The organism is Devosia sp. WQ 349K1 (assembly GCF_016595685.1).
Classification (GTDB): Bacteria; Pseudomonadota; Alphaproteobacteria; order Rhizobiales; family Devosiaceae; genus Devosia.
This window is the reverse complement of sequence record NZ_JAENGO010000005.1, coordinates 265672-288704: the sequence shown is the minus strand read 5'-3', so window position 1 is coordinate 288704 and position 23033 is coordinate 265672. Positions and strand designations below refer to the sequence as shown.

At 57.9% G+C, this 23033-nt stretch carries 25 protein-coding genes and 2 tRNA genes; 15 read left to right on the top strand and 12 right to left on the bottom strand.

All coding sequences use genetic code 11. The features are described from left to right. Positions 1–74: 74 nt before the first annotated feature. Genes JHL21_RS12080 through JHL21_RS12070 form a run of 3 tightly spaced genes read left to right on the top strand, consistent with a single transcriptional unit; the run spans position 75 to position 2887 of the window. Positions 75–1244, top strand: a complete 1170-nt coding sequence (locus JHL21_RS12080; RefSeq protein ID WP_169194510.1) for an MFS transporter — start codon at positions 75–77, stop codon at positions 1242–1244. Beyond that, entirely contained in the window at positions 1241–2401 is a 1161-nt protein-coding gene (locus JHL21_RS12075) for a sugar MFS transporter (RefSeq protein ID WP_200213692.1), read from the top strand. Before JHL21_RS12080 ends, JHL21_RS12075 begins: the two co-directional genes overlap by 4 nt. 9 nt (positions 2402–2410) lie before the next feature. Continuing rightward, entirely contained in the window at positions 2411–2887 is a 477-nt protein-coding gene (locus tag JHL21_RS12070) for an MmcB family DNA repair protein (RefSeq protein WP_200213690.1), read from the top strand. Here the strand turns inward: JHL21_RS12070 and truB are convergent. The 4 genes from truB to JHL21_RS12050 all read right to left on the bottom strand — a co-directional run bounded on the left by truB (position 2884) and on the right by JHL21_RS12050 (position 6077). After that, entirely contained in the window at positions 2884–3792 is a 909-nt protein-coding gene (truB, locus tag JHL21_RS12065) for a tRNA pseudouridine(55) synthase TruB (RefSeq protein ID WP_200213688.1), read from the bottom strand. The two genes, JHL21_RS12070 and truB, sit on opposite strands and share 4 nt — an antisense overlap. Before the next feature lie 3 nt (positions 3793–3795). Continuing rightward, positions 3796–4206: a 30S ribosome-binding factor RbfA gene (gene rbfA / locus JHL21_RS12060; protein WP_169194250.1), complete on the bottom strand. Its 411-nt coding sequence runs from the start codon at positions 4204–4206 to the stop codon at positions 3796–3798. 32 nt (positions 4207–4238) lie between these two features. After that, the gene (locus tag JHL21_RS12055) at positions 4239–4889 is read right to left on the bottom strand and encodes a hypothetical protein (RefSeq protein WP_169194251.1); all 651 of its coding nucleotides are present in this window, start codon (positions 4887–4889) and stop codon (positions 4239–4241) included. 165 nt (positions 4890–5054) lie between these two features. Further along, positions 5055–6077, bottom strand: coding sequence for a D-glycerate dehydrogenase (locus JHL21_RS12050; RefSeq protein WP_200213687.1), 1023 nt, complete (start codon positions 6075–6077; stop codon positions 5055–5057). Between the two features lie 184 nt (positions 6078–6261). On the opposite strand from JHL21_RS12050, the gene JHL21_RS12045 reads away from it, so the two are divergent. Next, positions 6262–6741 (top strand): SH3 domain-containing protein, encoded by a 480-nt coding sequence (locus JHL21_RS12045; protein WP_248305889.1) that lies wholly within the window; start codon positions 6262–6264, stop codon positions 6739–6741. On the opposite strand, the gene JHL21_RS12040 is transcribed toward JHL21_RS12045, so the two are convergent. Further along, entirely contained in the window at positions 6738–7532 is a 795-nt protein-coding gene (locus JHL21_RS12040; protein ID WP_200213685.1) for a siderophore ferric iron reductase, read from the bottom strand. The genes JHL21_RS12045 and JHL21_RS12040 overlap by 4 nt on opposite strands. 173 nt (positions 7533–7705) lie before the next feature. On the opposite strand from JHL21_RS12040, the gene JHL21_RS12035 reads away from it, so the two are divergent. The 5 genes from JHL21_RS12035 to JHL21_RS12015 all read left to right on the top strand — a co-directional run bounded on the left by JHL21_RS12035 (position 7706) and on the right by JHL21_RS12015 (position 12589). Beyond that, positions 7706–8134 carry a TadE/TadG family type IV pilus assembly protein gene (locus tag JHL21_RS12035; RefSeq protein ID WP_200213683.1) on the top strand — a complete coding sequence of 143 codons (429 nt, stop codon included), beginning with the start codon at positions 7706–7708 and terminating at the stop codon, positions 8132–8134. Beyond that, positions 8135–9787 carry a pilus assembly protein TadG-related protein gene (locus JHL21_RS12030; protein WP_200213681.1) on the top strand — a complete coding sequence of 551 codons (1653 nt, stop codon included), beginning with the start codon at positions 8135–8137 and terminating at the stop codon, positions 9785–9787. A gap of 120 nt (positions 9788–9907) precedes the next feature. Then, positions 9908–10807 carry an ABC transporter ATP-binding protein gene (locus JHL21_RS12025; protein ID WP_169194256.1) on the top strand — a complete coding sequence of 300 codons (900 nt, stop codon included), beginning with the start codon at positions 9908–9910 and terminating at the stop codon, positions 10805–10807. Further along, the gene (locus tag JHL21_RS12020; protein ID WP_182394648.1) at positions 10804–11694 is read left to right on the top strand and encodes a hypothetical protein; all 891 of its coding nucleotides are present in this window, start codon (positions 10804–10806) and stop codon (positions 11692–11694) included. Before JHL21_RS12025 ends, JHL21_RS12020 begins: the two co-directional genes overlap by 4 nt. A gap of 88 nt (positions 11695–11782) precedes the next feature. Further along, the gene (locus JHL21_RS12015) at positions 11783–12589 is read left to right on the top strand and encodes a hypothetical protein (RefSeq protein ID WP_200213679.1); all 807 of its coding nucleotides are present in this window, start codon (positions 11783–11785) and stop codon (positions 12587–12589) included. Positions 12590–12592: 3 nt separating this feature from the next. Here the strand turns inward: JHL21_RS12015 and JHL21_RS12010 are convergent, their stop codons facing one another. From JHL21_RS12010 to JHL21_RS11990, 5 genes are all read right to left on the bottom strand, one after another. Next, positions 12593–13462: a glycosyltransferase family 8 protein gene (locus tag JHL21_RS12010; protein ID WP_200213677.1), complete on the bottom strand. Its 870-nt coding sequence runs from the start codon at positions 13460–13462 to the stop codon at positions 12593–12595. A gap of 70 nt (positions 13463–13532) precedes the next feature. Beyond that, entirely contained in the window at positions 13533–14411 is an 879-nt protein-coding gene (locus JHL21_RS12005) for a glycosyltransferase family 8 protein (RefSeq protein WP_200213675.1), read from the bottom strand. Beyond that, positions 14404–15648 (bottom strand): O-antigen ligase, encoded by a 1245-nt coding sequence (locus JHL21_RS12000; RefSeq protein WP_200213673.1) that lies wholly within the window; start codon positions 15646–15648, stop codon positions 14404–14406. Before JHL21_RS12000 ends, JHL21_RS12005 begins: the two co-directional genes overlap by 8 nt. Positions 15649–15806: 158 nt before the next feature. Then, positions 15807–15881 (bottom strand) — tRNA-Glu (locus JHL21_RS11995). A gap of 58 nt (positions 15882–15939) precedes the next feature. After that, positions 15940–16014 (bottom strand) — tRNA-Glu (locus JHL21_RS11990). Positions 16015–16169: 155 nt separating this feature from the next. Between JHL21_RS11990 and JHL21_RS11985 the strand changes: the two genes are divergently transcribed. Genes JHL21_RS11985 through JHL21_RS11970 form a run of 4 tightly spaced genes read left to right on the top strand, consistent with a single transcriptional unit; the run spans position 16170 to position 19604 of the window. Beyond that, entirely contained in the window at positions 16170–17060 is an 891-nt protein-coding gene (locus tag JHL21_RS11985; RefSeq protein ID WP_169194262.1) for a metal ABC transporter substrate-binding protein, read from the top strand. Then, entirely contained in the window at positions 17057–17926 is an 870-nt protein-coding gene (locus tag JHL21_RS11980) for a manganese/iron ABC transporter ATP-binding protein (protein WP_169194263.1), read from the top strand. The genes JHL21_RS11985 and JHL21_RS11980 overlap by 4 nt, the downstream gene beginning before the upstream one ends. Further along, positions 17923–18774: a metal ABC transporter permease gene (locus tag JHL21_RS11975; protein ID WP_200213671.1), complete on the top strand. Its 852-nt coding sequence runs from the start codon at positions 17923–17925 to the stop codon at positions 18772–18774. Before JHL21_RS11980 ends, JHL21_RS11975 begins: the two co-directional genes overlap by 4 nt. Beyond that, positions 18774–19604, top strand: coding sequence for a metal ABC transporter permease (locus JHL21_RS11970; RefSeq protein WP_200213669.1), 831 nt, complete (start codon positions 18774–18776; stop codon positions 19602–19604). Before JHL21_RS11975 ends, JHL21_RS11970 begins: the two co-directional genes overlap by 1 nt. A 53-nt stretch (positions 19605–19657) precedes the next feature. Here the strand turns inward: JHL21_RS11970 and JHL21_RS11965 are convergent, their stop codons facing one another. Together JHL21_RS11965 and JHL21_RS11960 are read right to left on the bottom strand one after the other, a co-directional pair. Further along, the gene (locus JHL21_RS11965) at positions 19658–20209 is read right to left on the bottom strand and encodes an ActR/PrrA/RegA family redox response regulator transcription factor (protein WP_169194266.1); all 552 of its coding nucleotides are present in this window, start codon (positions 20207–20209) and stop codon (positions 19658–19660) included. A 48-nt stretch (positions 20210–20257) separates the two neighbouring features. Continuing rightward, on the bottom strand, positions 20258–21571 hold the full coding sequence (locus JHL21_RS11960; protein WP_200213667.1) for an ActS/PrrB/RegB family redox-sensitive histidine kinase: 1314 nt from the start codon (positions 21569–21571) through the stop codon (positions 20258–20260). A gap of 135 nt (positions 21572–21706) precedes the next feature. Between JHL21_RS11960 and JHL21_RS11955 the strand changes: the two genes are divergently transcribed. Both JHL21_RS11955 and JHL21_RS11950 read left to right on the top strand, forming a co-directional pair. After that, positions 21707–22132: a DUF2852 domain-containing protein gene (locus JHL21_RS11955; protein ID WP_169194268.1), complete on the top strand. Its 426-nt coding sequence runs from the start codon at positions 21707–21709 to the stop codon at positions 22130–22132. A gap of 112 nt (positions 22133–22244) precedes the next feature. Then, the gene (locus tag JHL21_RS11950) at positions 22245–22976 is read left to right on the top strand and encodes a M48 family metallopeptidase (RefSeq protein ID WP_200213661.1); all 732 of its coding nucleotides are present in this window, start codon (positions 22245–22247) and stop codon (positions 22974–22976) included. Positions 22977–23033 lie beyond the last annotated feature (57 nt).

The window sequence follows — 23033 nt, the reverse complement described above, 5'->3', positions numbered from 1 at the left end:
TTCAGCCGCCAACTATTCTCTCAGTGATCTGCTTGGCCTAGCTTAGCTCAACTTCGAGTTCGAGCACTTTGACCATGCGATTCGGCCTAAGCCTGCCGCCCCAGATTTCCGTCTTCGGGGCGTTTTTTGTATATTCCTTTTGCATGGGCAGCATGTTTCCCCGACTGCCCGATATTCGCTCTGCCATGAATGTCGCTGAGGGCATGCTCGGCTTGGCCCTTATCGGCTCTGCTGTTGGCACGCTAATCTCTCTGACCTTTGCAGGCCCGGTTATCGAAAAATATGGCCATAAGCGCGTGCTCTTGATCGCCATTCCCCTACTCTCGGTGCTCTACGCCGCGTCGATGTGGGCCCAGACACCACTGGCGTTCTTCTTGTTGCTCGTGCCGGTGGGCCTCACCATTGGCGCCATTGAGATCATCATCAATATCGAGGCCGATCGCGTCGAGCATCTGATTGGCCGTCGGATTATGAACCGCGCCCACGGCTTCTGGAGCCTTGGGTTCTTTGCCGCTGGCATTGTCGGAGCCACGGTTGCGCAGACCGGCCTATCGCCTCAGCTACATCTGATGCTGATGGTTCCCGTGGTGCTGGTCGCGACCTTGCTGCTCTTGGGTCAATTCAAGGCCGCTCCCCATCGCCAGACCAGCGCGGAGAGCGGACCAAAGTTTGCACGCCCGACGATGACCATTATGGCTCTGGTCGGCGTCTGCCTTTCGGCCATGCTGATGGAAGGCGCTGGCATTGATTGGTCTGCGATCTATATGAAGGACCTGTTCGGCGTTGAGCCGTTCTGGGCCGGCATTGCCGTTGCCTTTGTGGCGGGCAGCCAGGCTGCGACCCGTTTCGTCGCCGATAGCTTTGTTGAACGCTATAGCCCGGTTCGGGTCGCCCGCGTTCTGCTGACCATTTTGCTCATCGGCACCCTCATCGTTTTCTGGGCTCCATCGGCAATCGCCTCCTATCTCGGCTTTGCTCTTATCGGTGTCGGCTCCTCAGCGCTGTTCCCGCTGGCCATGTCGGCCGCCGCGCAGCAAACCGACCGCCCAGCGGCGATCAATGTCGCAGCCCTTGCCCAGTTCTCCTTTACAGCCTTCTTGCTTGGCCCACCGCTTCTTGGCTTCATCGCCGAGCATTGGGGCATTCAGTGGACGTTCGGTGTGGGCCTGCCCCTAATCCTGATCAGCCTCCTCACCTCCCACGTTCTGGCGCCCAAGCCCGTTTCTACGACTGTTCCCCGATGATCGCTCCACAACACCGCATCTACGCCAGCTTCTTCTTCTTTGCGCTGACAACGGGCGCGCTGATGGCGCGCCTGCCAGACCTTCAAACTCAGTTCGGCCTTTCTGAGGGCCAGCTCGGCTTGACCATGATCGGCATGGCAATCGGCTCGCTCCTATCCTTGACCTTTGGAGCGCCGATCATCGAGAAAATGGGCTTCCGCACCACGGCCTTCATCACGGTGTTGGGACCATCATTGCTGTTCGCAACCATTCCTTGGTTGCCCTCCGCGCCCTTCATGTTTGCGGTTCTGTTCTTGGCCGGCATTTGTTCAGGCGCGCTGGAGATAAACCTCAACGTCGAAATCGACCGCCTCGAAACGCAAACCGGCGGGCGGTTTATGAACCGGGCCCACGGCTTCTGGAGCGTCGGGTTTTTCGTCACCGCACTGTTTGGCGCGATGATCCGTCAATCGGGTCTCACCACCAATTGGCACCTGCTGGCCATTGCCGTCATTGTTGTCGCCATTGCTGGCTGGTTGATCTATGGCGCAACTAACGCCCCAAAGCCGGTCCGCGCTACCGACGGCGATACCCACAAGTTCGCCTTCCCAACCCTTGGCTTGCTGCCCCTTTGCCTCATCGGCTTTGCCGCCTTCTTGGTTGAAGGCGCGGGCATCGATTGGTCGGCGATCTATATGCGCGATGTCTTTGCTGTTGAGCCATTCGTCGGCGGCATGAGCCTCACCATCTTCGCATTCTTCATGGCCCTCGTCCGCCTTACCGCTGACCCGGTCGTCGCGCGTTATGGTCCACGCAATGTCGCCATGGTCATGCTTGCAGTCGCAAGCCTTGGCGCAACCTTGGTTTGGCTCGCACCAAACTCCGAGCTCGCCCTCCTTGGCTTTGCCCTCATGGGTGCAGGTTGCTCGTCTGTCTATCCGCTGGCTGTGTCCGCTGCCGCGCAGCGCACCGATCGTCCGGCGGCCGTCAACGTGGCGGCGCTTGGTCAGGTGAGCTTTGTAGTGTTTTTCCTCGCGCCGCCGCTGCTCGGCTTTGTTGCCGAATTCTTCGGCATTCGCGCCTCCTACATGGTCTGCCTACCGCTCCTCATTGCAGGTCTTTGGGCGTCGAGCTTTGCGCTCGGCGGCAAACACAGTTCTGCCAAAGCGGCGGGGTAAGCGCAGAGCATGAGTGACGAGCTGCCCGCCATTGTTGACCTCCGGCAATCAGCAACAGCCCTGCGCGTCCAGCGCGGGGTGATGCGGATGCTGCGGGAGCGACACGATATGGCTTGTTATGCTGAGGTCGCACTCAATAATGGGCGGCGTGCCGATGTGCTCGCCGTCGGTCCCAAAGGCGAGATTTGGATCATCGAGATCAAATCGAGCCTGATCGATTTTCAGGTCGACCGGAAATGGCCCGAGTACCGCGAATATTCTGATAAATTCTTCTTCGCCAAGCCACCGGAACTCGACAGCGAGATTTTTCCGGAGAGCGAAGGTCTCATCGTGGCCGATGGCCATGATGGCGCAATTCTGCGGGACAGCCCGGATACCCCGCTTCCGCCCGCACGCCGTAAGGCAATGATGCTCAAACTGGCGCGTTTGGGCGCGAACCGGATCCATGCCTTGATGCACCCGGGTCCGCGATTGGATGGCGTCTAGAGGTTAAAGACGCGCCGAGGCTGGAACTGGCCAAATGCCACTCCGCCCGTAGCGATCACTTTGCCCTTAAAGCTGACCCAGCATTCGTCCATGTTGACCGGCGCATTAGCGCCCGTCAGTAGAACCGCATTGCCATGCTGCACCGCTGTTGCTTGCAAAGCGTCGAGACGGATCTCTGGAACATCAACCAAGGCCGCATGTACGGGCTTCAGCAGCGCATCGCGCACCTCGCCCGCTTCCGCTGCTTCCAGCTCTTCGAGCGTCACCGCGTCAGCGTCGGTGAAAGGACCAACCTGCGCACGATGGAGCGTTGTCACATGGCCGACGGTGCCGAGTGCTTCGGCAATGTCACGCGCCAATGAGCGCACATAAGTGCCCTTGCCGCAGGTGACTTCCAGAACGGTTTCGCTATCGCCATGCGACACGATGTTGATCGCGTCCACTTCAATCGGGCGAGCCGCCAGTTCGACCTCTTCGCCTGCGCGCGCAAGATCATAGGCGCGCTCGCCATCGACCTTAATCGCCGAAAAGATCGGCGGGCGCTGCATGATGAGGCCGGTGAACTGTGGCAGCACCGCTTCAAGCGCAGCCTGATCGGCGCGCACATCCGAGGTGGCGACCACTTCGCCTTCAGTGTCATCCGTAGTTGTGGATTTGCCCCAACCGATGGTGAACCGATAGACCTTGGTTCCGTCCTGCACCTGCGGCACAGCCTTGGTGGCTTCACCCAAGGCAATAGGCAGAATACCGGTCGCGAGCGGATCAAGGGTTCCGGCGTGGCCGCCCTTGGCTGCAGACAATAACCAACGCACCTTGCCAACGGCTTGGGTGGAGGTGAAGTCATATGGCTTGTTGAGCACGATCCACCCGGAGATGGCGCGCTTCTTCGACTTGGCTTGCGTCAAGGCTTAGTCTTCGCTGTCGTCAGAATTGTCTTCGAGATCGCGCTTTACGCGGTCAGAGCGCAGCAGCGCATCGATGCGCCCGGCTTCTTCGAAGGTCTCGTCCACGTGGAAACGAATGTCCGGCGCGAACTTGAGGTTCAGCTGCGGCGCGATGCGACCGCGGACAAACTTCTTGTGGCGGTTGAGTGCGTCAACGATTTCTTGCGCGTGCAAGCCACCGAGCGGCATGACATAGGCATTCGCGAGCTTGAGATCGTTCGACATACGCACTTCTGGCACGGTCACGACTGTGCCAACCAGAGCTTCGTCTTCGATCTCGCCGCGCGCGAGCACGTCCGCCATTGCGTGGCGCACCAGTTCCCCAACGCGCAGCTGGCGCTGGCTCGGGCCTGAGGGCTTGTTGTCTTTCTTCATAAGCGTTGCGATAGGCCCTTGTGGGCTTCTCGTCAATCCGCTCGCAGCAGCGATACCTGTTCCTTGAGCTGGGCAATTCGCGCTTCGATCTCGTCGGGCGAGATCGGCCAAGTATCGCTCTTGCTCGCATCAAAGCGCGGCGTGCGCCACTCTTGATAGACCATGCCGATGCCCACTTCAGAGCGATAAAAGCCCATGATCATCACTTCGCCTTCGCCGACAAAGTCGATGATGTGATCGGCATAGGCGCCGCAGACATAGCCCAGGGGCGGCAGAACATCGCCTTCGTCCGGCTCCAGCTGGAACAGCGCGATCGTGTCCGGATCGCACCCCTGCGCATACACATTGATCACCGAGGTGCGAAAATCCTGCAGGCTCATGCTGGCGCGCGTGCTCAGGCGCGCCCCATACATGGTGGTCCAGAATTTTTCATTCTCGCCCGCGCGATAGAGTTCCAACTGCGCTTGGCTGTCGTCCTCGGAATAGCGTGCGAGGGCCTTATCGCTCAATTCGACGAGGCTTTTGGTATCCGCCGCCCAATCCGGCATGGGCATGACCAAGCGTTGCCCCAAAGCATCCAGCGCCAGCTGGCCGTCGACTTCGCTGAGAGGGGCATCACCCAGACCCTGCGCATAAACGGGCGCAACAAACAGCAAACACACGGCAATTAAGGGGCGTCTCAACGGCATACTCCTCGCCTACGCAGCAGTTCCAAGCGCGGCTCTTGAGTAGTCAACGAGCCACTAGCGTAGTCGTTGCAGAGTTATGGCCCCGCGAACTTGCATGCAAGCAGCAGAACAAATTCTGATTGACGCAAAGTTAGTGCTGCGTCCGATGCGCAACAGTTTTCAAGCGCCGCGCGACAATCGCGGGCCTAAGCTTTCGGGCAAAAGGCGATGGGGAGGTTGATGCCCGTCCATAAAAGTGCGGATATTGACGATCACGGCCTCGCCCATTTCAACCCGGGCTTCGAGCGTTGCTGACGCCATATGGCCGGTGAGCACAACGCGATTGTCCTGCGCCAACTCCAGCAGTCGCGGGTTGATGCCAAAACGGTTGTCAAACACGTCGAGCGCCGCGCCTGCCAAATGCCCGGCCTCAAGCCGCTCGATCAGCGCGGTTTCTTCTATCAATTCGGGGCGGCTGACATTGACCACATAGGCTCCCGGCTTCATCGCCGCGAGACGTTGCTCGGACAAAATCCCATTGGTGTCCCGTGTTAAGGGCGTGTGCAGGGAGACAATGTCCACCTCGGCCAACATGGCATCGAGATCATCCCAATATCTTGCATCAAGCGGCGCTTCCACCGCTGGAGGACGCCGATTGCGGGAATAGTAATGGATCGAGAGCCCAAAGGCCTTGGCCCGCTGCGCCACCGCCGTGCCAATGCGCCCCATGCCGACAATACCCAAGGCCTTGCCGCGCAAACGATGGCCAAGCATGGAGGTTGGGGACCAGCCCGCCCAGGCGCGATCGCGCAGAAGGATTTGAGTGCCCTCGACCAAGCGCCGCGGCAGCGCCAGCATCAGCGCCATCGCCATATCAGCCGTATCTTCAGTGAGCACGCTGGGCGTATTGGTCACCGTAATGCCAGCGGCCCAAGCGGCCTCAAGGTCAATATTGTCCACCCCATTGCCAAACTGCGCGATCAACCGCACGCTGGCAGGGAGTTGGGCAATGAGCGACGCGTCAATTCGGTCGGTGATGGTGGACACCAACACATCCTTACCCGCGAGGCCGAACACGATGTCCGCCCCGCTCAAGGCGTCGTCCGCTTCGTTGACATCGGTCTCAAACAAGGTGGCCATGCGCGCTTCAATCGTCGCAGGCAGCCGTCGAGTGACCAAAATCTTGGGTTTTGTTGATGTCATTCGTACCAGTCGGGCCCGATCACGTCTGCTTGGATTGAGCCAAGGTTCAGTGACCATTAAGGATCATGGGCTAGTGATAGGGCAATTCCGAACTGTCTGCAAAGTGATGTTGTTAGTGTCAGCCCTCGCGGGTCGCCTGCGCCCTATTCTTTTTACCGTCCTATCGCTGTGTGCAGTCCCCGTATTGTCTCCTGTCCCAAGCTTGGCGCAGGACAATCCGAGCGGTCTACCACTGCCCCGTTTCGTCACCACGCGCTCTAACCCGATCAACGTGCGCGTTGGCCCCGGCACCAAATACGAAGTCGCGTGGAACTATCTGGTATCGGGCGTTCCGGTCGAGATCATCCAAGAGTTCGACACTTGGCGTAAAATCCGCGATGCCGACGGCGAAGAGGGCTGGATTCACCAGAACCTGTTGTCCGGCAATCGTGCGGGCTACGCCCAGCCTCTGCTTGCCAATGGCGACGTGCTGATGCGCGCCAATCGCTCAGCCGAATCGGCTCCGCGCGCTCACCTCAAGGCGGGCGTGCGCGTCTCGGTCAGTGAGTGTGATGGGCAATGGTGTCAGGTGTCGGCCGGGCACCCCGGCGAACGCGCCAGCTATAATGGTTGGGTCAAGCAGGAAGAACTTTGGGGCGTTTATCCCAACGAAGTCTTCGACTAATCCCGCGCATCAAGCTCGGCCACCGCATCGTCTCGCTGCCGCTTTAGGCGCAAGGCGTCGTCTTGTTTGGGGCAAGAGGCACAATAGGCGTCTGGGAAGGCGAGATAGTCGAGGCAGCAGCCCTTGCGGGCGGTAATGACCACCTGCCGCCCATCCTGAAGGTCCAGCGTTTCAAGCGTGCCCATGCCGGTCAGCCCCATCGCATCGAGCCACAGCGCACAATAATGGTGCTGCTCTTGGGGGCTAATGCCCGGCACATAATCCTTTAGCCGGACCATGAGCGAGAGCATGCGATCAGTCAGCAAGCGCAGTGCTGGCACGCGCTTGAGCTTGGTCACCGTATTTATCTCGGCCAAAGCGACATCGGCTAAGGCGCGCAGCTGTCGCCCTGCGTGGTCAATCATGGTCTCGAGACTGCCCGAGACCTGCGGCGAGGAGAGTAGACGATAGCCGTTGATGTCATTGTTCTGCCGCGCCTGCGACAGCAGTCCCATATTGGGCACTGAGCCGACAACATGAGCTCCCAAAACAGCAATATAAGCTGGCTGCCAGAGCACATTGGTCCACAGCCGTACCGCGTAAAAAGGCTGTCCCGCAGCCGGGAACGAAAGCGCTAAATGCGCGTTCATGTGCTGGAGGAAATCTAAGTTATTGCCCCCCATCTGATACCAACCCGGCAAGGGGCCACCCGGCGCCCCTTTTAAAAACCCCGAGACGGCATCAGCGGTCGCGATAAACCGCGTGAGCGCGATATCATCGGCAGAGGGGGCAAAAAGAAAGTTGCGCGTCAACTCAGACTCTCCTGTTGGCTCTACCTACCGCTTGAAGGGGGCATTGGAAAGTCTACGGTGCCGTGAATTTTTATACGTAGAAATCCCAGGGTTTTTTGAGTGCCTATATTAGCAGTTCAGTAATTTTAGCGGTCCAGCCTAATGTTTTTAGGGCGTTAGCCGCGGAGGCATACGTGTTTAAAGCATTTGCCACTATACGGAAAAATACCAAGGGCGCGGCGGCCGTTGAGTTCGCCATTCTCACGCCGGTGTTTTTGTTTTTGCTCACCGGCATGCTCGCATACGGCATATATTTCGGGGCGTCATTAAGCCTCCAACAACTGGCCGCCGACGCCGCTCGCACCTCCATAGCGGGGATCAATGACACGGAACGGCGCACGCTCGTCCAACGATTCCTCGTCAAAAATGCTGGCGCCTACGTGCTTTTGAACACCGCCACGATTGCCCATAGTTTTGAGATTACCCGCAAAGACGCCAATCAGTTTGCTGTTACCCTCACCTATGACGCTTCGGACCTCCCGATTTGGAACCTCTATGTTCCGCTCCCCCTGCCAAGCAAAATAATCGAGCATCAGGCGACCATCCGTAACGGCGGCATCTAAATGCTGTCCCGGTTTTGGCGCGACACGTCGGCAAACATGGGCATTATGTTTGCTGTCGCTATTACCCTGGGGCTCATGGCCTCTACTTTAGTGGTCGATGCCGGGTCGCTTTATTATGAGCGTCGCCAGATGCAATCGGCGGTCGATCTGGCCGCAATCGCGGCGGCCTCCGACGTCTCCAAAGCGCAGTTTCTCGCGCACCAGACCCTCGTCGACTCCGGCCAGCTGGCACCCGGCTCCACGGCCGGGCTGACCGTCACTCTCGGGCGCTATGACACCACCATCACCGACCCTGCCAAACGCTTCGTTGCTGGCACTCAGCCCTATAATGCTGTCGATGTCTCCTTTGCGAAAAAGGGAACACTCTTCTTCGGTCAGAGCCTGATTGCGCCCCCGGAGCTCAAAGTTTCCGGAGCCGCGACGCGCATCCCTGAAGCCTCGTTCTATGTCGGCTCCCGACTAGCGAGCCTTAATGATGGCCTTGCCAACGCGCTGCTCGGCGCACTGCTCGGCACCAATGTGTCTCTTAAAGTTGCCGACTACAATTCGCTGATCGGCGCGCGCATAGAACTCCTGAACTTCCTTGATCAGCTCGCCCAAGAGATGGACGCCGATGTCGGCACCTATTCCGACCTCCTAAAAATGAACGCGACAGCCGGGCAATTGTCCCGTGCGTTGACGCAGACCGCCAGTGGCCTCACCAAATCAGCTTTAGATGTTCTGAACCAACAGCCCCGCGCTTCTGGCGAGGACGGCAGCACTGTGCCTTTAAACAAACTCATCTCTGTCGGGCGCATGGCCAATATGGCGTTGGGCGATGCGCGCGGCGTGGCGGGACTACAGCTGTCCGCGATGGAGCTGCTGGGGGCCGCTGCCTCGGTGAGCAATGGCGCGCGCATGATCGACCTTGGGCTCAATGCCGGCGTTCCCGGTCTTGCCTCATTGCATCTCGCCTTGGCGGTTGGAGACCCACCCAACACAGTGCCGTGGTTCCAGTTCGGCCCCGCCTCGACTATTGCGCGCACAGCGCAAATCCGACTCTACCTCAAAGCCGAGCTATTGGGGGGCTTGGGTCTTTTAGGGGCCACCGTTAGTCTGCCGCTTTGGATCGACGTCGCTTATGCCGAAGCCCAATTGAGCTCGCTCTCCTGCCCCAGCTCCGCCGCCCCCAATGGTGCCGCTGTGCTCAATGTGACACCCGGCATCGCCCATGTTGGCATGTCAGACCTGCCGCAAAGCCAGATATTGGACCTCACCAAAAAGCCCGTGGCGAAGTGGACGAAGATGATCGACGTTTTGCTGCTGAGTGTCAGTGGAAGGATCGATCTCGCCGTGGGCCAAACCAAGTCCATACCGCTGAGTTTTTCGTCCTCCGAGATTGCCAATGGCACGATAAAATCAGCCAAGACCAGCACGATCGTCGGCTCACTGGGCACAGCCATTCTGACGGGCTTGGAATTGCGTGTGGATCAACTCCCGCTCTTGGGGGTTGTAGACGTTGTAACTGGCCTTGTGAGAACGCTTATCATGCCCTTAGCCCCAACACTGGACATGACCATAGATGGGCTTTTATCTTTGCTCGGTGTCAAACTGGGTGAGGCAGATGTCAAAGTGCTCGGCGTGCGGTGCGCCGCCCCAACCCTGATCCTCTAAACGCCTAGGCTTTCCTCATCCTCTACAGCCATCGCCCCTTCATCACATGACGATGGTGTCGCGTTCGATACATTACTGGACCGCTGCATGGCGCAGCTCTGAGCCGAAAGACAATTCTTGATGACAACGACGAGCGTCGCCCCTGTGCCAATCGTGTCGGCACGCGGCCTGAAGAAATCCTTCGGTGGGCGAGAAATTCTGCACGGTCTAGATTTCGACATCCCGCCGGGCCGCATCTATGGCTTGATCGGGCACAATGGCGCGGGCAAGACCACAACGCTCAACGCCATGCTGGGCCTGACCAGCTATCAAGGCAAGATGACAGTTCTGGGTCAGGACCCATTTGCTCACCGCGCGCGTCTGATGCAGGACGTTGCCTTTATTTCCGATGTGGCGAGCCTGCCGCGCTTCTTGCGCGTGCGCGAGCTCTTCACCATGCTCAGCGACATCCACCCCAAATTCAGCGTTGAGAAGGCCAAGAGCTTTCTTGAGGGCACGGACGTCAAACCGGACGCAAAAATCAAAGCCCTCTCAAAGGGCATGCTGGCGCAGCTCCACCTGGCTGTCGTTATGGCGATTGATGCCAAACTCTTGGTCCTTGATGAACCGACCCTTGGCCTCGACATCACCTACCGCAAGCGGTTCTACAAGCGCCTGCTGGAAGACTATATGACCGGCGAACGCACGTTGATCATCACCACCCACCAGGTGGATGAGATCGAATTCATGCTCACCGACCTCATTTTTATCCGCGACGGCTCCATTATCTTGGATGCCCCCATGGACGCGGTCTCAACCCGTTTCGCCCAGCTGGTGCTCAGCGATCCAGCCCATCAAGACGCCGCGCGCGCGCTCAATCCTGTGTATGAGGAAACCCGCTTTGGCCAGACTGTCATGATCTTTGATGGCATCGGTGCAGATCGTCTTGAACCCTATGGCCGACTGTCCGCTCCAACCATTTCCGATCTCTTCGTTGCCATGATGGAACGACCCACCACCAGTGTGGGAGGCGCAAAATGAAGAGTTTTGTAGCCCTCATCCGTCGCGAATTTCTCGAACACAAGGGCGCGTTCTTCTATGCGCCGCTCGGCCTCGTTGCCGTTGTTCTGGCGCTTGCCCTCTTTGCCTTTGGCGTTAATCGCGTCGACTTTACCACAACTGGCCAATTGGCCACGGTCGTGCCCACTTGGGTGTTTGAAGCCAGCTATGCGGGCCTGGCTGGCGCTTGGCTGCTGTACCTCGCATTCGTGCTGTTCTTCTATTGCGCCGACGGCTTTGCAGCCGACAAGCGCAACAATGCCATGCTGTTTTGGAAGTCCATGCCGGTATCGGACTTTAAAGTTCTGATGTCCAAGCTGACCGCAGCCATCACGCTCTTGCCCGGTACGGTCTTTGCGGTCGCGCTCATCAGCCTCGCGCTGCTCTACGGCGTCGCCTATGTCGCCAGCATGGCCGCAGGCTTGGGCTCAGGGGAATTGCTGAGCGCGATTGTCGGCAGTTTTGGCCAGATGAGTCTCCTCTTCCTCGCCGTCGTCGCAGCGGGCCTCCTTTGGTACCTGCCCTATATGGCTCTCGTTGGGTCTATGGCCACCGCTGTGGGACGCTGGGCGATCCCTCTGTCGTTCTTTGTGCCGGCCCTCATCTCATCGGTTGAGTGGGTCGCCTTGGGCGGGCCCCATCCCTTTGCGACGCGCACTTGGGAATTCCTCAACGCGCGTTCGCAATTGCCCATCGACACCGACTATGTCGGCTCGGTGCTGGATGGCGCATCCAATTGGAACACGGGTGAATTCACCACCCACTTCCTCTCCACCTATGATTGGCTGCAAGCGGGCATTGGTGTCGTTGTTGCCATCGTTCTCATGGTGGCGGCATCCGAATATCGCCGACGCTCTGCAGCGAACTAAACCAGCATCACCGGGCGGAGACCATCTGCCCGGTTCAACCGCTCCATCAAACATGCTAGAGCGCGGCAAACAAACTTGCTGAGGCGCTATGACCCTGCCCACGATCGTCAGTTTTTGGCATGGCCCGCTCAGCTGGCTGGAGCACCTCTCCATCATCTCCTTCCGCCGCCGCGGTCATCCGGTTTCGGTCTATTCCTATGAGCGGATCGAGAACCTGCCCGAAGGCGCCGTGTGGCATGATGCGAATGAAGTCCTGCCACAAGAAAAGCTGGTGTTCTACAAAGGCCGCGGCACGCCGGGCGTCTTCTCCGATCATTTCCGCTACGCCGCTCTCAAAGCGGGCCTCGGCATCTACTCAGATCTCGACATCTATTGCGTTCGCGCCATCGAGGGGCCGCCAGATTATCTCTTCGCTTGGGAGCGCCCGGGCTCGATCAATGGCGCGGTGTTGCACATCCCCGCCGACGCGCCGCTTCTGGCCGATCTGATGACCATCTTCACGCAGGAAAAGCGCCCACTCTTGGAGCCTCACCTGCCGCCCCTGCGTCGTTACGAAGTGGCCATTCGCCGCCTTTTAGGCGATCGGGTCACCCCTGAGCACATGCAATATGGCGCGACCGGCCCGATGGCTCTGACCTATTACGTCCAAAAGCATGGCTTTAAGGATCAGGTACGCTCTGCCGCGACTTTCTATCCCGTGCCTTATGAAGGCATTCCCGAGCTGATCAAAGCCGGGTCGAGCCTCGCATCGTCAGTAACAGCCGAAACCTTGGGCATTCATATCTGGCGCAGTCAGCTGACCAATCGCGGTCGCGGCGACATGCCCCTGCCTGAAGCGGGAAGCGCCCTCGCTCAGCTTTGCGCGGCCGAGAACTTCGACCCCACCAGCGTCTAGATCTCAGCCAATCCGCAACGTCTTCTTCCACCACCGCATCCAACGGTGCTTGGCAAAACGATAAAACAGCTCATTGGTCATGACATGGCGATAGAGGCGGGCAAAGGCGACAGTGCGGAATAGACCCGCAAGCGTGCCCCACGGCTTCATATCGCCCGTGTAGTGAACAATGGCAGGGTCGAAGCTTTCGTGGACCACGCGCGCGTCAATAAGGTTCCAGCGCCAATTGAGGCGATGCCACTTGCCCTTAAAAATGAGGTTGAGCAAATCCTGGTCATAGTAGATGCGCTGCATAACGCCTGTCGCGTAAGCCTCTTCCATCCGAGCAAGAATGTCCGCCTCACGCCATTTGGTAATGTCGATCAGGACCATGCCCGCGTTGAAGTAGTAATCCGCCGGATTAAAAATGTCGCGATTGCCCAAGAGATCGCGGCCGCCGGTGATCAGTGCACCCGCGGTATCGCGTACTGCAGCGATGGAATTACCCTCTAGATCAATATCGAAGAGGTAGCGTACGTCATCGCGTACCATCATATCGCAATCGAGATACAGAATGCGCTCGACGTCCGGGCCAACGAGCTTATCGATCATCAATCGAGCATAGACGATGTTGGAGAGACGCTTGTTTTCCGGCATGCGGGTCGCAATGTCTCGGAAAAGGTCGGATTGATCGAGATCATACCAGCGCAGCTCGACGGCAAACTCTTTTCGTATTGCCTCAAGGTCGGCCTTATGGCCCCGGCTCAGCGTCCGGTGGCAGAGGTGAAAAACCAGCTCTTCAGGTGTCTGTGTAAATAAACAAACCGAACGCATGGTTGCGAAGGCTGGGGCCCAGAAATTCTCGTCAAATGTCAGGGCAATGTGCATAGCCATCGTTCATTCCATCCGCTTTTGCGCTTGCTTATGGCTGTTCACCAATAGCTATTCCGCTGTCAACTGCGCCTTAACGCCCAATACCCAATCGCTTTAGCCACCAACGCTTCCAGCGATGGCGCGCGAAACGATAGAAAAGCTCATTGGTCATGACGTGGCGATACCAACGCGCATAAGCCGTCGAGCGCATGATGCCGGCTCGCAGTGCCCAAGGCTTCGTCGCGTAAGTGAAATGCAAAATTGCCGGATCGAGGGCCTCGTGTGCCGGGTGAGCGTCGATCGTGTTCCAGCGCCATTCAAGCTGTGCCCAGCGACCACGGAAGATCAGGTTGAGCATATCCTGATCAAAATAGAGGCGAGACAGTACGCCGCTCGAGGCTAGCGCGGCGATCTCCGCAGGAAAGTCAATTCTGCGCCAAGCATCCAGGTCAATCAGCAGAACCCCAGAATTAAAGTAAGGCTCAGCCCCGTCAAAGATATCAGCGTTTTGGCGCATGTCAGTACGCAAAGGAATGAAAGGAGACAAAGCCTCCTTCACGGCGCCTAAGTCAGCGCCGGCCAGATCCGTCTCATACAACTTCTCGATCGGCCAGCGGACGAGAACGTCAGTATCAAGATAAATGACCCGGTTGATGTCCGCTGGCAGGAGCTTTGTCAGCGCGAGACGCGCATAAACGATGGCAGGCCATCGCGCACTGGTGGGCAAGTTCTGAACCAGAGCCTGAAAATCTGGTTGGCTCTCCAGTGGATAGAAGTTGAGCTTGGCGCCATATTCAGACGTGATCTTTTCCAAGTCCGCACGATGCTCATCGCTGAGTGGGAAATGGAGCAGATGAAAGACCAAATCTTTCCGTCGCTGCGTCGAGATACAGATTGACCGCATCGTCGCATAGGCCGGCGCCCAAAAATTATCGTCGAATGAAAGGCCAATATGAATCACGTCAGTCATGGGCGATTGATGTCCGGTTCGAGGCGCTCAACGCAAACAGCACCGCCGCAGTCATGACCAAAAAGATCTTGGGGATCTCAACCATGAAAAGAACGTCGGTCATACCACTTAGAAAAATGCCGCTAGAAGCCGTCACAGCAACGAATACAAGGCGTTCATCACGACCAGAGCGCCAGCGCACGGCCAACAACGGAGCTGCAAATGCAAGGAAATATGCAAGCGCACCTGCAAGGCCAGCAGATACTGTTAAGCTCAGGAAGTCGTTATGGATGTAGCCCCATTTTTCTATTTCGTACCGCTGTTGAGCATATTCGGACATGTGCTCGAGCGTGACGGCAAGCTGTTCATGCCAACCGTGCCCAATCCAGGGTGAATCAGCGATAGCAATCAGCGCCGCGCGATACATTTCAACCCGGGCATAAGAGGAAGAATCTAGGCCTTCGTCTCCAGTCAGCGTCTTCCCCACTGCGTCGAACACCTGAAATGCTCTGTCGAAACCCAGCAGGCTCGCCAAATAGAAGGCCGTAACCATGCACAAGGGTACGCAAGCCAATACGACCAGTTTTTTCCAGGTCTCGATCGACCACGCGCGCCACAAGAACACGCCGCATACCCCAGAGAGGCAAATGCCCACCAATACGGCAGACCGCGTCTCGGCGATCAGCACGGCAATAATTGCGAAGATCGGGCCGCTCAGAACAAGCCAGCGCCAACGCGAGGCTGTGTCAAACAGCACCACCAGCCCCAAGAAGCCGCAAATCATTGCAAGGTCCGCAAAATGAATTGGGCTCAACTCAATGGCCGTGCCGCGATAAACTCCCTGGGATTGACGGAACAACGCCCAACCAGCCGCAACTACCGAGCCTGACCAAAATATCCATCCGAAATGGATCACCGTAAAACGCTTTTCCGCCAGTGGCTGCGCTGCCACTGCAAAGACAGGTGCGAGTGCGAAAAGTGCAAAGTCACCAATGAAGTTCGTACTCCCGTGAGCGGACTGCAGACTGAAAGCCAGCGTTACGAGGAAAAACGCACTCACGAATGCCAAAACCCAAGGCGCAAGCATAACTTGCTTCCACTGCGCCCCGAACGCTGTGGGAATGAACGCAAGGACAACGAAGATCGCACCTATGTAGGCAGCGTAGTTTCCAAAAATCGCCCAAGCTACAAAAATGCTGAGGCACGCAAGAACTGCCATAACAGTGGCAACGCGTACCGTGAGACTATGAAAAGACAAACCCTGCTCCAACAATGCCCGGACGCGCGCAAACTAGATGAGACGGGACTGCATGAAAACCAGTAAACTGGCTGCGTCCAATTTCTACGCACACGCTACATTTCTTGAATGAAGCGTTCAGCAATGTAGTTGGATTTGCTCATCTCAGGCTTAAAAAATGGTACGCCCTAGGGGAATCGAACCCCTCTCTGCACCGTGAAAGGGTGCCGTCCTAACCGATAGACGAAGGGCGCATACCGTGATCCGAAGATCATCATAAGCCTTCGCTTCACGTGTTTCGTGAAGCACGATTGGTACGCCCTAGGGGAATCGAACCCCTCTCTGCACCGTGAAAGGGTGCCGTCCTAACCGATAGACGAAGGGCGCATCAGTTCGTTGACCCGCATATGCCCCATCCCTTCCGCTTTGAGCAAGTGCCTTTTTTCATTCTCAAAAAACTTTCCACACGTGTGTTGACATACAAGTCGCTTCTTGCAAATGATTTGCAACTGCAACCTATTCGTCTCCTCCCAGGAACATTCATGCTTCGTCGAAGTTTTCTTGTCGCCACCCTGCTCGCCACCGCTGCCTTCTCCATGCCTGCCATTGCCCAGGAGCGCATAAAGGCCGTCACGAGCTTCACCATTCTCGCGGATATGGCGCGCAATGTTGCCGGTGACGCCGCCGATGTCGTCTCGATCACCAAGCCTGGCGCCGAAATCCACAACTACCAGCCAACCCCCGGCGACCTCTTGGCAGCGCAGGACGCCGATGTCGTCTTGTGGAACGGCCTCAATCTCGAACAATGGTTCGAGCAATTCCTGGGCAATCTTCCTGATGTCCCAAGCTATGTGCTGACCGACGGCATCGCGCCTATCGGCATTGGCAAAGGCCCCTACGAAGGCAAGCCGAACCCCCATGCGTGGATGTCACCGACCGACGCGCTCATTTATGTCGAAAACATTCGCAAGGCCTTCGCGGAGGTGGACCCTGCCAATGCGGAAATCTACGCCGCCAACGCACAAGCCTATAGCGCGCAGATCACAGCCACTGCCGAACCCATCCGCCAAGCCCTCGCTGGCGTGCCGGAAGACAAGCGCTGGCTCGTCAGCTCGGAAGGTGCGTTTTCTTATCTGACGCGCGATTTTGGTCTCAAAGAGCTTTATCTCTGGCCAATGAATTCCGATCAGCAAGGCTCGCCGCGTCAGGTGCGCGATGTGATCGATGCCGTCCGCGAAAATTCTATTCCGGTGATCTTCTCCGAATCGACCATTTCCTCGAGCCCTGCGGAACAAGTGGCGCGCGAGACCGGAATAGCCTATGGCGGCGTTCTCTATGTCGATTCACTCTCAGAACCTGATGGTCCAGTGCCGACCTATTTGGACCTTCTGCGCGTGACGACGACAACGATCGCACAAGGCTTGACGAAATGACCGACGCTGATGGGATTCTGGTCGACAATATCACCGTAGCCTATCGCAACGGCACAACGGCGCTCAAACAGGCCAGTTTCTCTAGCCCGCGCGGCTCCATCACCGCTTTGGTTGGCGTCAATGGCGCGGGCAAGTCGACCATTTTTAAGGCGATCATGGGCTTCGTGCCCGTGGTCTCCGGCCGCATTTCGATTTTGGGCATTGATGGCAAAAACGCCCAGCGCCAAAACAAGGTCGCCTATGTGCCTCAGTCCGAAGACGTTGACTGGAATTTCCCAGTGCTCGTTGAAGACGTGGTGATGATGGGCCGCTTTGGTCACATGAACATGCTGCGCATACCCCGCCCTGTCGACCGTGAAAAAGTCGCGTCCGCTTTGGCGCGCGTGGATATGACCGCCTATGCCAAGCGGCAAATCGGCGAGCTTTCCGGCGGCCAAAAGAAGCGTGTGTTTCTGGCCCGCGCCCTCGCACAGGAAGGCGAAGTCATCCTCCTCGACGAACCCTTCACCGGCGTCGATGTCAAAACCGAGGATGCCATTATTGCCCTGCTGCGCGACCTTCGCGACGAGGGCAAGGTGATCCTTGTCTCCACCCATAATCTGGGCTCTGTGCCCGAGTTCTGCGACCGCACCGTTTTGGTCAAAGGCACTGTCCTCGCCTATGGCCCCACGCCAGAAATTTTCACCCGCGAAAAGCTCGAAGTCGCTTTTGGCGGCGTCTTGCGCCATTTCGTTCTGTCTGGCGCAGGCCTCCATGACGACGATGATCCGCGCCACCTCTCGGTGCTGACGGACGACGAGCGCCCGCTCGTTCTTTACGGCGAGAAGGGCAATGAAACGCACCAGCAATCGAGCGACAAGCAATGATCGAAGTGCTGCTTGAGCCGTTCAGCTACAATTACATGGTCAATGCCATGTGGGTTTCCGCCCTCGTCGGCGGGGTCTGCGCCTTTCTCTCGGCCTATCTCATGCTCAAGGGCTGGTCGCTGATTGGCGACGCCCTTTCGCACTCCATCGTGCCCGGCGTTGCTGGCGCTTATATGTTGGGCCTGCCGTTCTCGCTCGGCGCTTTTCTCTCCGGGGGTCTGGCAGCTGGCGCCATGCTGTTTCTTACGCAGCGCACCAAGCTGCGCGAAGACGCGGTGATCGGGCTCATTTTTTCGAGCTTTTTCGGCTTGGGGCTGTTCATGGTTTCGGTCTCCCCCACCGCGGTCGACGTACAGTCGATTGTGCTGGGCAATATCTTGGCCATCACCCCGAGCGACACGCTGCAGCTGGTCGTCATTTGCGCGATTACACTTCTGGTCATGGCCGTCATCTGGAAAGACCTCATGGTCACCTTCTTTGATGAAAACCATGCGCGATCCATCGGCATTCGCACCACGCTTTTGAAGCTGGTGTTCTTTGCGCTGCTGAGCGCTGCAACCGTTGCTGCCATGCAAACGGTTGGTGCGTTTCTCGTCATCGCCATGGTCGTCACGCCCGGCGCAACGGCCTACCTGCTTGCCGATCGCTTCCCTCGGTTGATCCTCATCGCCATCACACTGGGCGTGCTCACGAGCTTTTTGGGCGCTTATTTGAGTTATTTCCTCGATGGCGCCACGGGCGGCATCATTGTTGTGCTGCAAACGCTGGTCTTCCTCACAGCCTTTGTGTTCGCCCCCAAGCATGGCTATCTCGCCGCGCGCCGCCGCATAGCCGAGGAGAACGCCTAATGGCTTGGTATGAATTAGCCCTGTGGCCGTTCCAACTGCCCTTCATGGTTCAGGCCATGGTCATTGCTGTTCTGGTGGCCATTCCAGCGGCACTTCTCTCGTGCTTTCTGGTGCTCAAGGGCTGGTCGCTCATGGGTGACGCGATCTCTCACGCTGTGCTTCCGGGCGTGGTTTTGGCCTATGTCGTGGGCCTACCCCTTGGTGTCGGCGCCTTTATCGCAGGCATGGTTTGCGCGCTTTCGGTTGGTTTTCTCAAGGAAAACAGCCGGATAAAGGAAGATACGGTCATGGGCGTGGTCTTTGCTGGCCTCTTTGGCCTCGGCATCGTTCTTTTCACCGCCATCGAGACCGATGTTCACCTCACCCATATTCTCTTCGGCAATATTTTGGGGACCAGCACCTTCGATCTCGTCCAGTCAGGGGTCATTGCTTTGGTCGTAGCCCTGATCATCGGCGCGAAATGGCGTGACCTGATGCTCTTCATCTTCGATCCCCAGCAGGCCGGTGCCATCGGTCTGCGGACGAGAATGCTGCACTATGGCCTTCTGGCGCTGATTTCGCTCACCGTGGTGGGTGCATTGCAGGCCGTTGGCATTGTGCTCGTCATTGCCCTGCTGATTGCCCCGGGCGCTATAGCGTTTCTCATCACCAAGCGCTTCGGGACAATGCTGATCATCTCCGTGATAGTCGCCACGGTGTGCAGCCTGCTGGGCGTCTATATCAGCTTCTTTCTCGACAGCGCTCCAGCCCCGACAATCGTCTTGCTCATGAGCGTCGTTTTCATCGTCGCCATGATCGGATCACGCCGGGCCAGCATTGCAGCGGTCTAAAACAAAAATGGCGGGCCAAGGCCCGCCATTTTCTTGTTCAGTTTCCGTGTCGCTTAGCGCGGAGCGCGCTTGGCCAGAATGCGCTGGAGTGTCCGGCGGTGCATGTTGAGGCGACGTGCGGTTTCCGACACATTGCGATCACACAGCTCATAAACGCGCTGGATATGTTCCCAACGGACGCGATCGGCCGACATTGGGTTTTCCGGTGGCTCTGGCTTTTCTTCGCCTGTCGCCAGCAGTGCGTTGATCACGTCGTCGGCGTCGGCAGGCTTAGACAAATAGTCCGTCGCGCCGAGCTTAACAGCGGTCACAGCCGTGGCGATATTGCCGTAACCGGTCAGCACAACAGCCCGCGCATCGGCGCGCTTCTGATGCAGAGCCGAAACCACTTCCAGGCCATTGCCGTCTTCAAGGCGCATATCCACGACCGCATAGGCCGGCGCGCGCTCGTTGACGGCCGCAAGACCCTCAGCAACCGAATTGGCAACACGTACTTCAAAACCACGGCGCGCCATGGCACGTTCGAGGCGGGTCAGAAAGGCGGCATCGTCATCCACAAGCAATAAGCTCGGGTCTCCTGCCAAAAGATCTTCTATCGTATCCATTGTTCTTCCTTAGGCGCTCGCAGCCTTTCCGTCAAAAAGCCGGAGCTACTAACGCGACGACTGGCCATTCCGCTGCCACACGATATGTACGCGCGCATGACCATGTATTTCAGCATTATCGAACGTGAGGCGAGCCCCGGTTCGTTCCAGAAGCGTCTTCGCGATGAAAATACCCAGCCCAAGTCCGCCGGGTTTATGCGCATCGCTACCGGCGGGGTCGCGCGGTCTGGTGGTTAGATAAGGCTCTCCGAGCCGTGCGGCAAGTTCTGGAGCAAAACCGGGACCATCGTCAATAATGCTGACGCTAATTCTTTCGTCATCCCACTTGGTCTCGATCCGAACCGTTTGCTTGGCGAAGTCCGTAGCGTTTTCAATAAGGTTACCAAGGCCGTAGAGCAATCCGACACTGCGCGGGAACACCGGAATGTCGCCGGTAACATCCTCTGAGTAAAAGAGGATGACCTTGCCCCGACTTTCATGCGGACGGGCCACTTCATCTAGGATTTCGAGCAGTGGCGCCTCTGCGAACATCTCAGCAGGTTCGGACCCAAGATTGCGCAACTTGGCCAAGATTGCCCGACAGCGCGCGGCCTGTTCAATGATCAGTTCGATATCTTCGGCCAGTTGCGTCTTGGGCTCGACGTCGGCACGCATCTCTTTGGCAGCCAAAACAATTGTTGAAAGCGGTGTCCCCAGCTCATGGGCCGCCGCCGCCGCCAAACCATCGAGCGCGGAAAGCTGCTCGCGACGCGACAAAGCCAGCTCCGTCGCCGCCAGCGCATCGCCAATTTGGCGCGCATCATAAGCAACCCGATTGGTGTAGGCGGTGATGAAAACCGCCCCACACACGATCGACACCCAAATCCCGATCACAAATATGCGATCAAAGACCAAATCCTCACCAGGCATCCATGGCAGGGGCAGGTGAAGGATGGAAATCACCGATGCACAGGCCGAAACCATGAAGGCGATGAGAAAGGCCTGTTTGGCCGGAAGCGTCGTCGCTGCGACCGAAACCGGCGCGAGAAGAAGAATACAGAAGGGATTGGTTAGCCCCCCGGTGAGCGCCAGCAACCCCGCCAATTGGCAGACGTCAAAGGCCAGCAGCCAACCAGCGGCGCGGGCCGTCAACCGGCCCATCGAGCCAAAGCGCAGTACCATCAAGATATTGAGGAGCGCCGAAAAAGCGATTAGCCCTAGGCAGCTCCACAAGGGCAATGGGAAGCCCAGCCCCCAATGCACAAACAGCACTGCCCCGGTCTGACCCGCCACAGCGAGCCAACGCAACAGCACTAGGGTCTGCATCCGCAATGGGCGCCAAGGCTCTGGCGCTAATGGGGAAACACTCGTGAATTCGCTCATCTAATGTCCTCGTTCGCTTCCGCGCTTAGGGACGTGCCGTGGCGATTTCAAGAGTAAAATACCGGTAGGCACACGCTTGATCCTGTCCCAAAACAGAACCACCTCCTGTGCAGTGACACAGGAGAGTGCAACAACATGAGCACAGCAATTATCAAACCGCAATGGTCGCCCCTCACCATCACGTTGATGGTGCTGGGCTTTATCTTCTTCTTCCCCGCCGGCCTGGCCATGCTGGCCTATATTTTGTGGGGCGAAAACTTTGGCGGCTCTGCCGAAAAGGCACAGCGCTATGTGAACAAGGGAACAGACTTCGTGCGCAATATGACCAAGAAATCCTCGGGCCCAGTATTCACCGCTGGCGGCTCGGGCAACGCCGCTTTTGACGACTACCGCGCAGAACAGCTCCGTCGCCTCGACGAAGAGCGCGCCCGTCTCGACGCTGAAGTTGGTGCGTTCCAGGAATATATGGCGAACCTGCATAAGGCGCGCGACCGTGAAGAGTTCGATCGCTTCATGTCTGAGCACCGCGGCTCCCGCCAGGGTTATAGCGACAACACCTAAGCCCCATCATCATCCCTCCCCACTAGCGCCCTTCGGGGCGCTTTTTCTTTGCCTTTTGCCCGCTCTGTTTGGCTAAACTGGCGCCACCGACTCACCCCTCCTGAAAGTGCCCATGCTGTCGTTCCTGCGTGCTCGTGCCAACAAGCCTCCCAGCGAAACCAAGGTCGAGTTCGCAGGGCGGGTTGTCACTGTGAGCGTAAAAACCAGCGCGCGCGCCAAAAGCTTTCGCCTGTCGCTGCCGCCGGCTGGGCCGCTGCTGACCATTCCGGTTAAATCGCGCTGGGCGGACGCTGAAGCCTTTCTCCATCGCCACACCGATTGGCTGGCCGAACGCCTGCCCATAGGCGCTGGGCCACAAATCTTGGCCCCTGGGGTTGAGCTTCCTGTACGTGGGCTCCCCTATCAGATCATCGCCTCGGGCCAAGTGCGCGGGCGGGTAGAAGTCCTCCCAGACCGGCGGATCAGCGTGCCTGGCGCGCCCGAACACCTGCCGCGCCGTCTCTATGATTGGCTCAAGGCTGAAGCCCTCCACGACCTCACAACCCAAAGCGCATTTCACGCCCAGCGGCTCGGGGTCAAAGTGGAAAGCGTTCGCCTGCGCAGCCAAGCCAGCCGCTGGGGCTCGTGCTCCTCAACCGGCTCGATCAATTACAATTGGCGACTGATCCTGGCGCCGCCCCACGTGCTCGATTATGTGGCCGCCCATGAGGTTGCCCATCTTGTAGAGATGAACCACTCGCCAGCCTTCTGGGCGACGGTGGAGCGCACCCTGCCCGATATGGAGCGCGGACGAGCGTGGCTAAAAACACACGGCCGCCAACTCATGTCATGGCAAGCTCCTTAAAAACCACGTCTTTCCGCGTTCGGTCTTGTTTGCGCCGCATTGTCTCGGTTAGGAGCG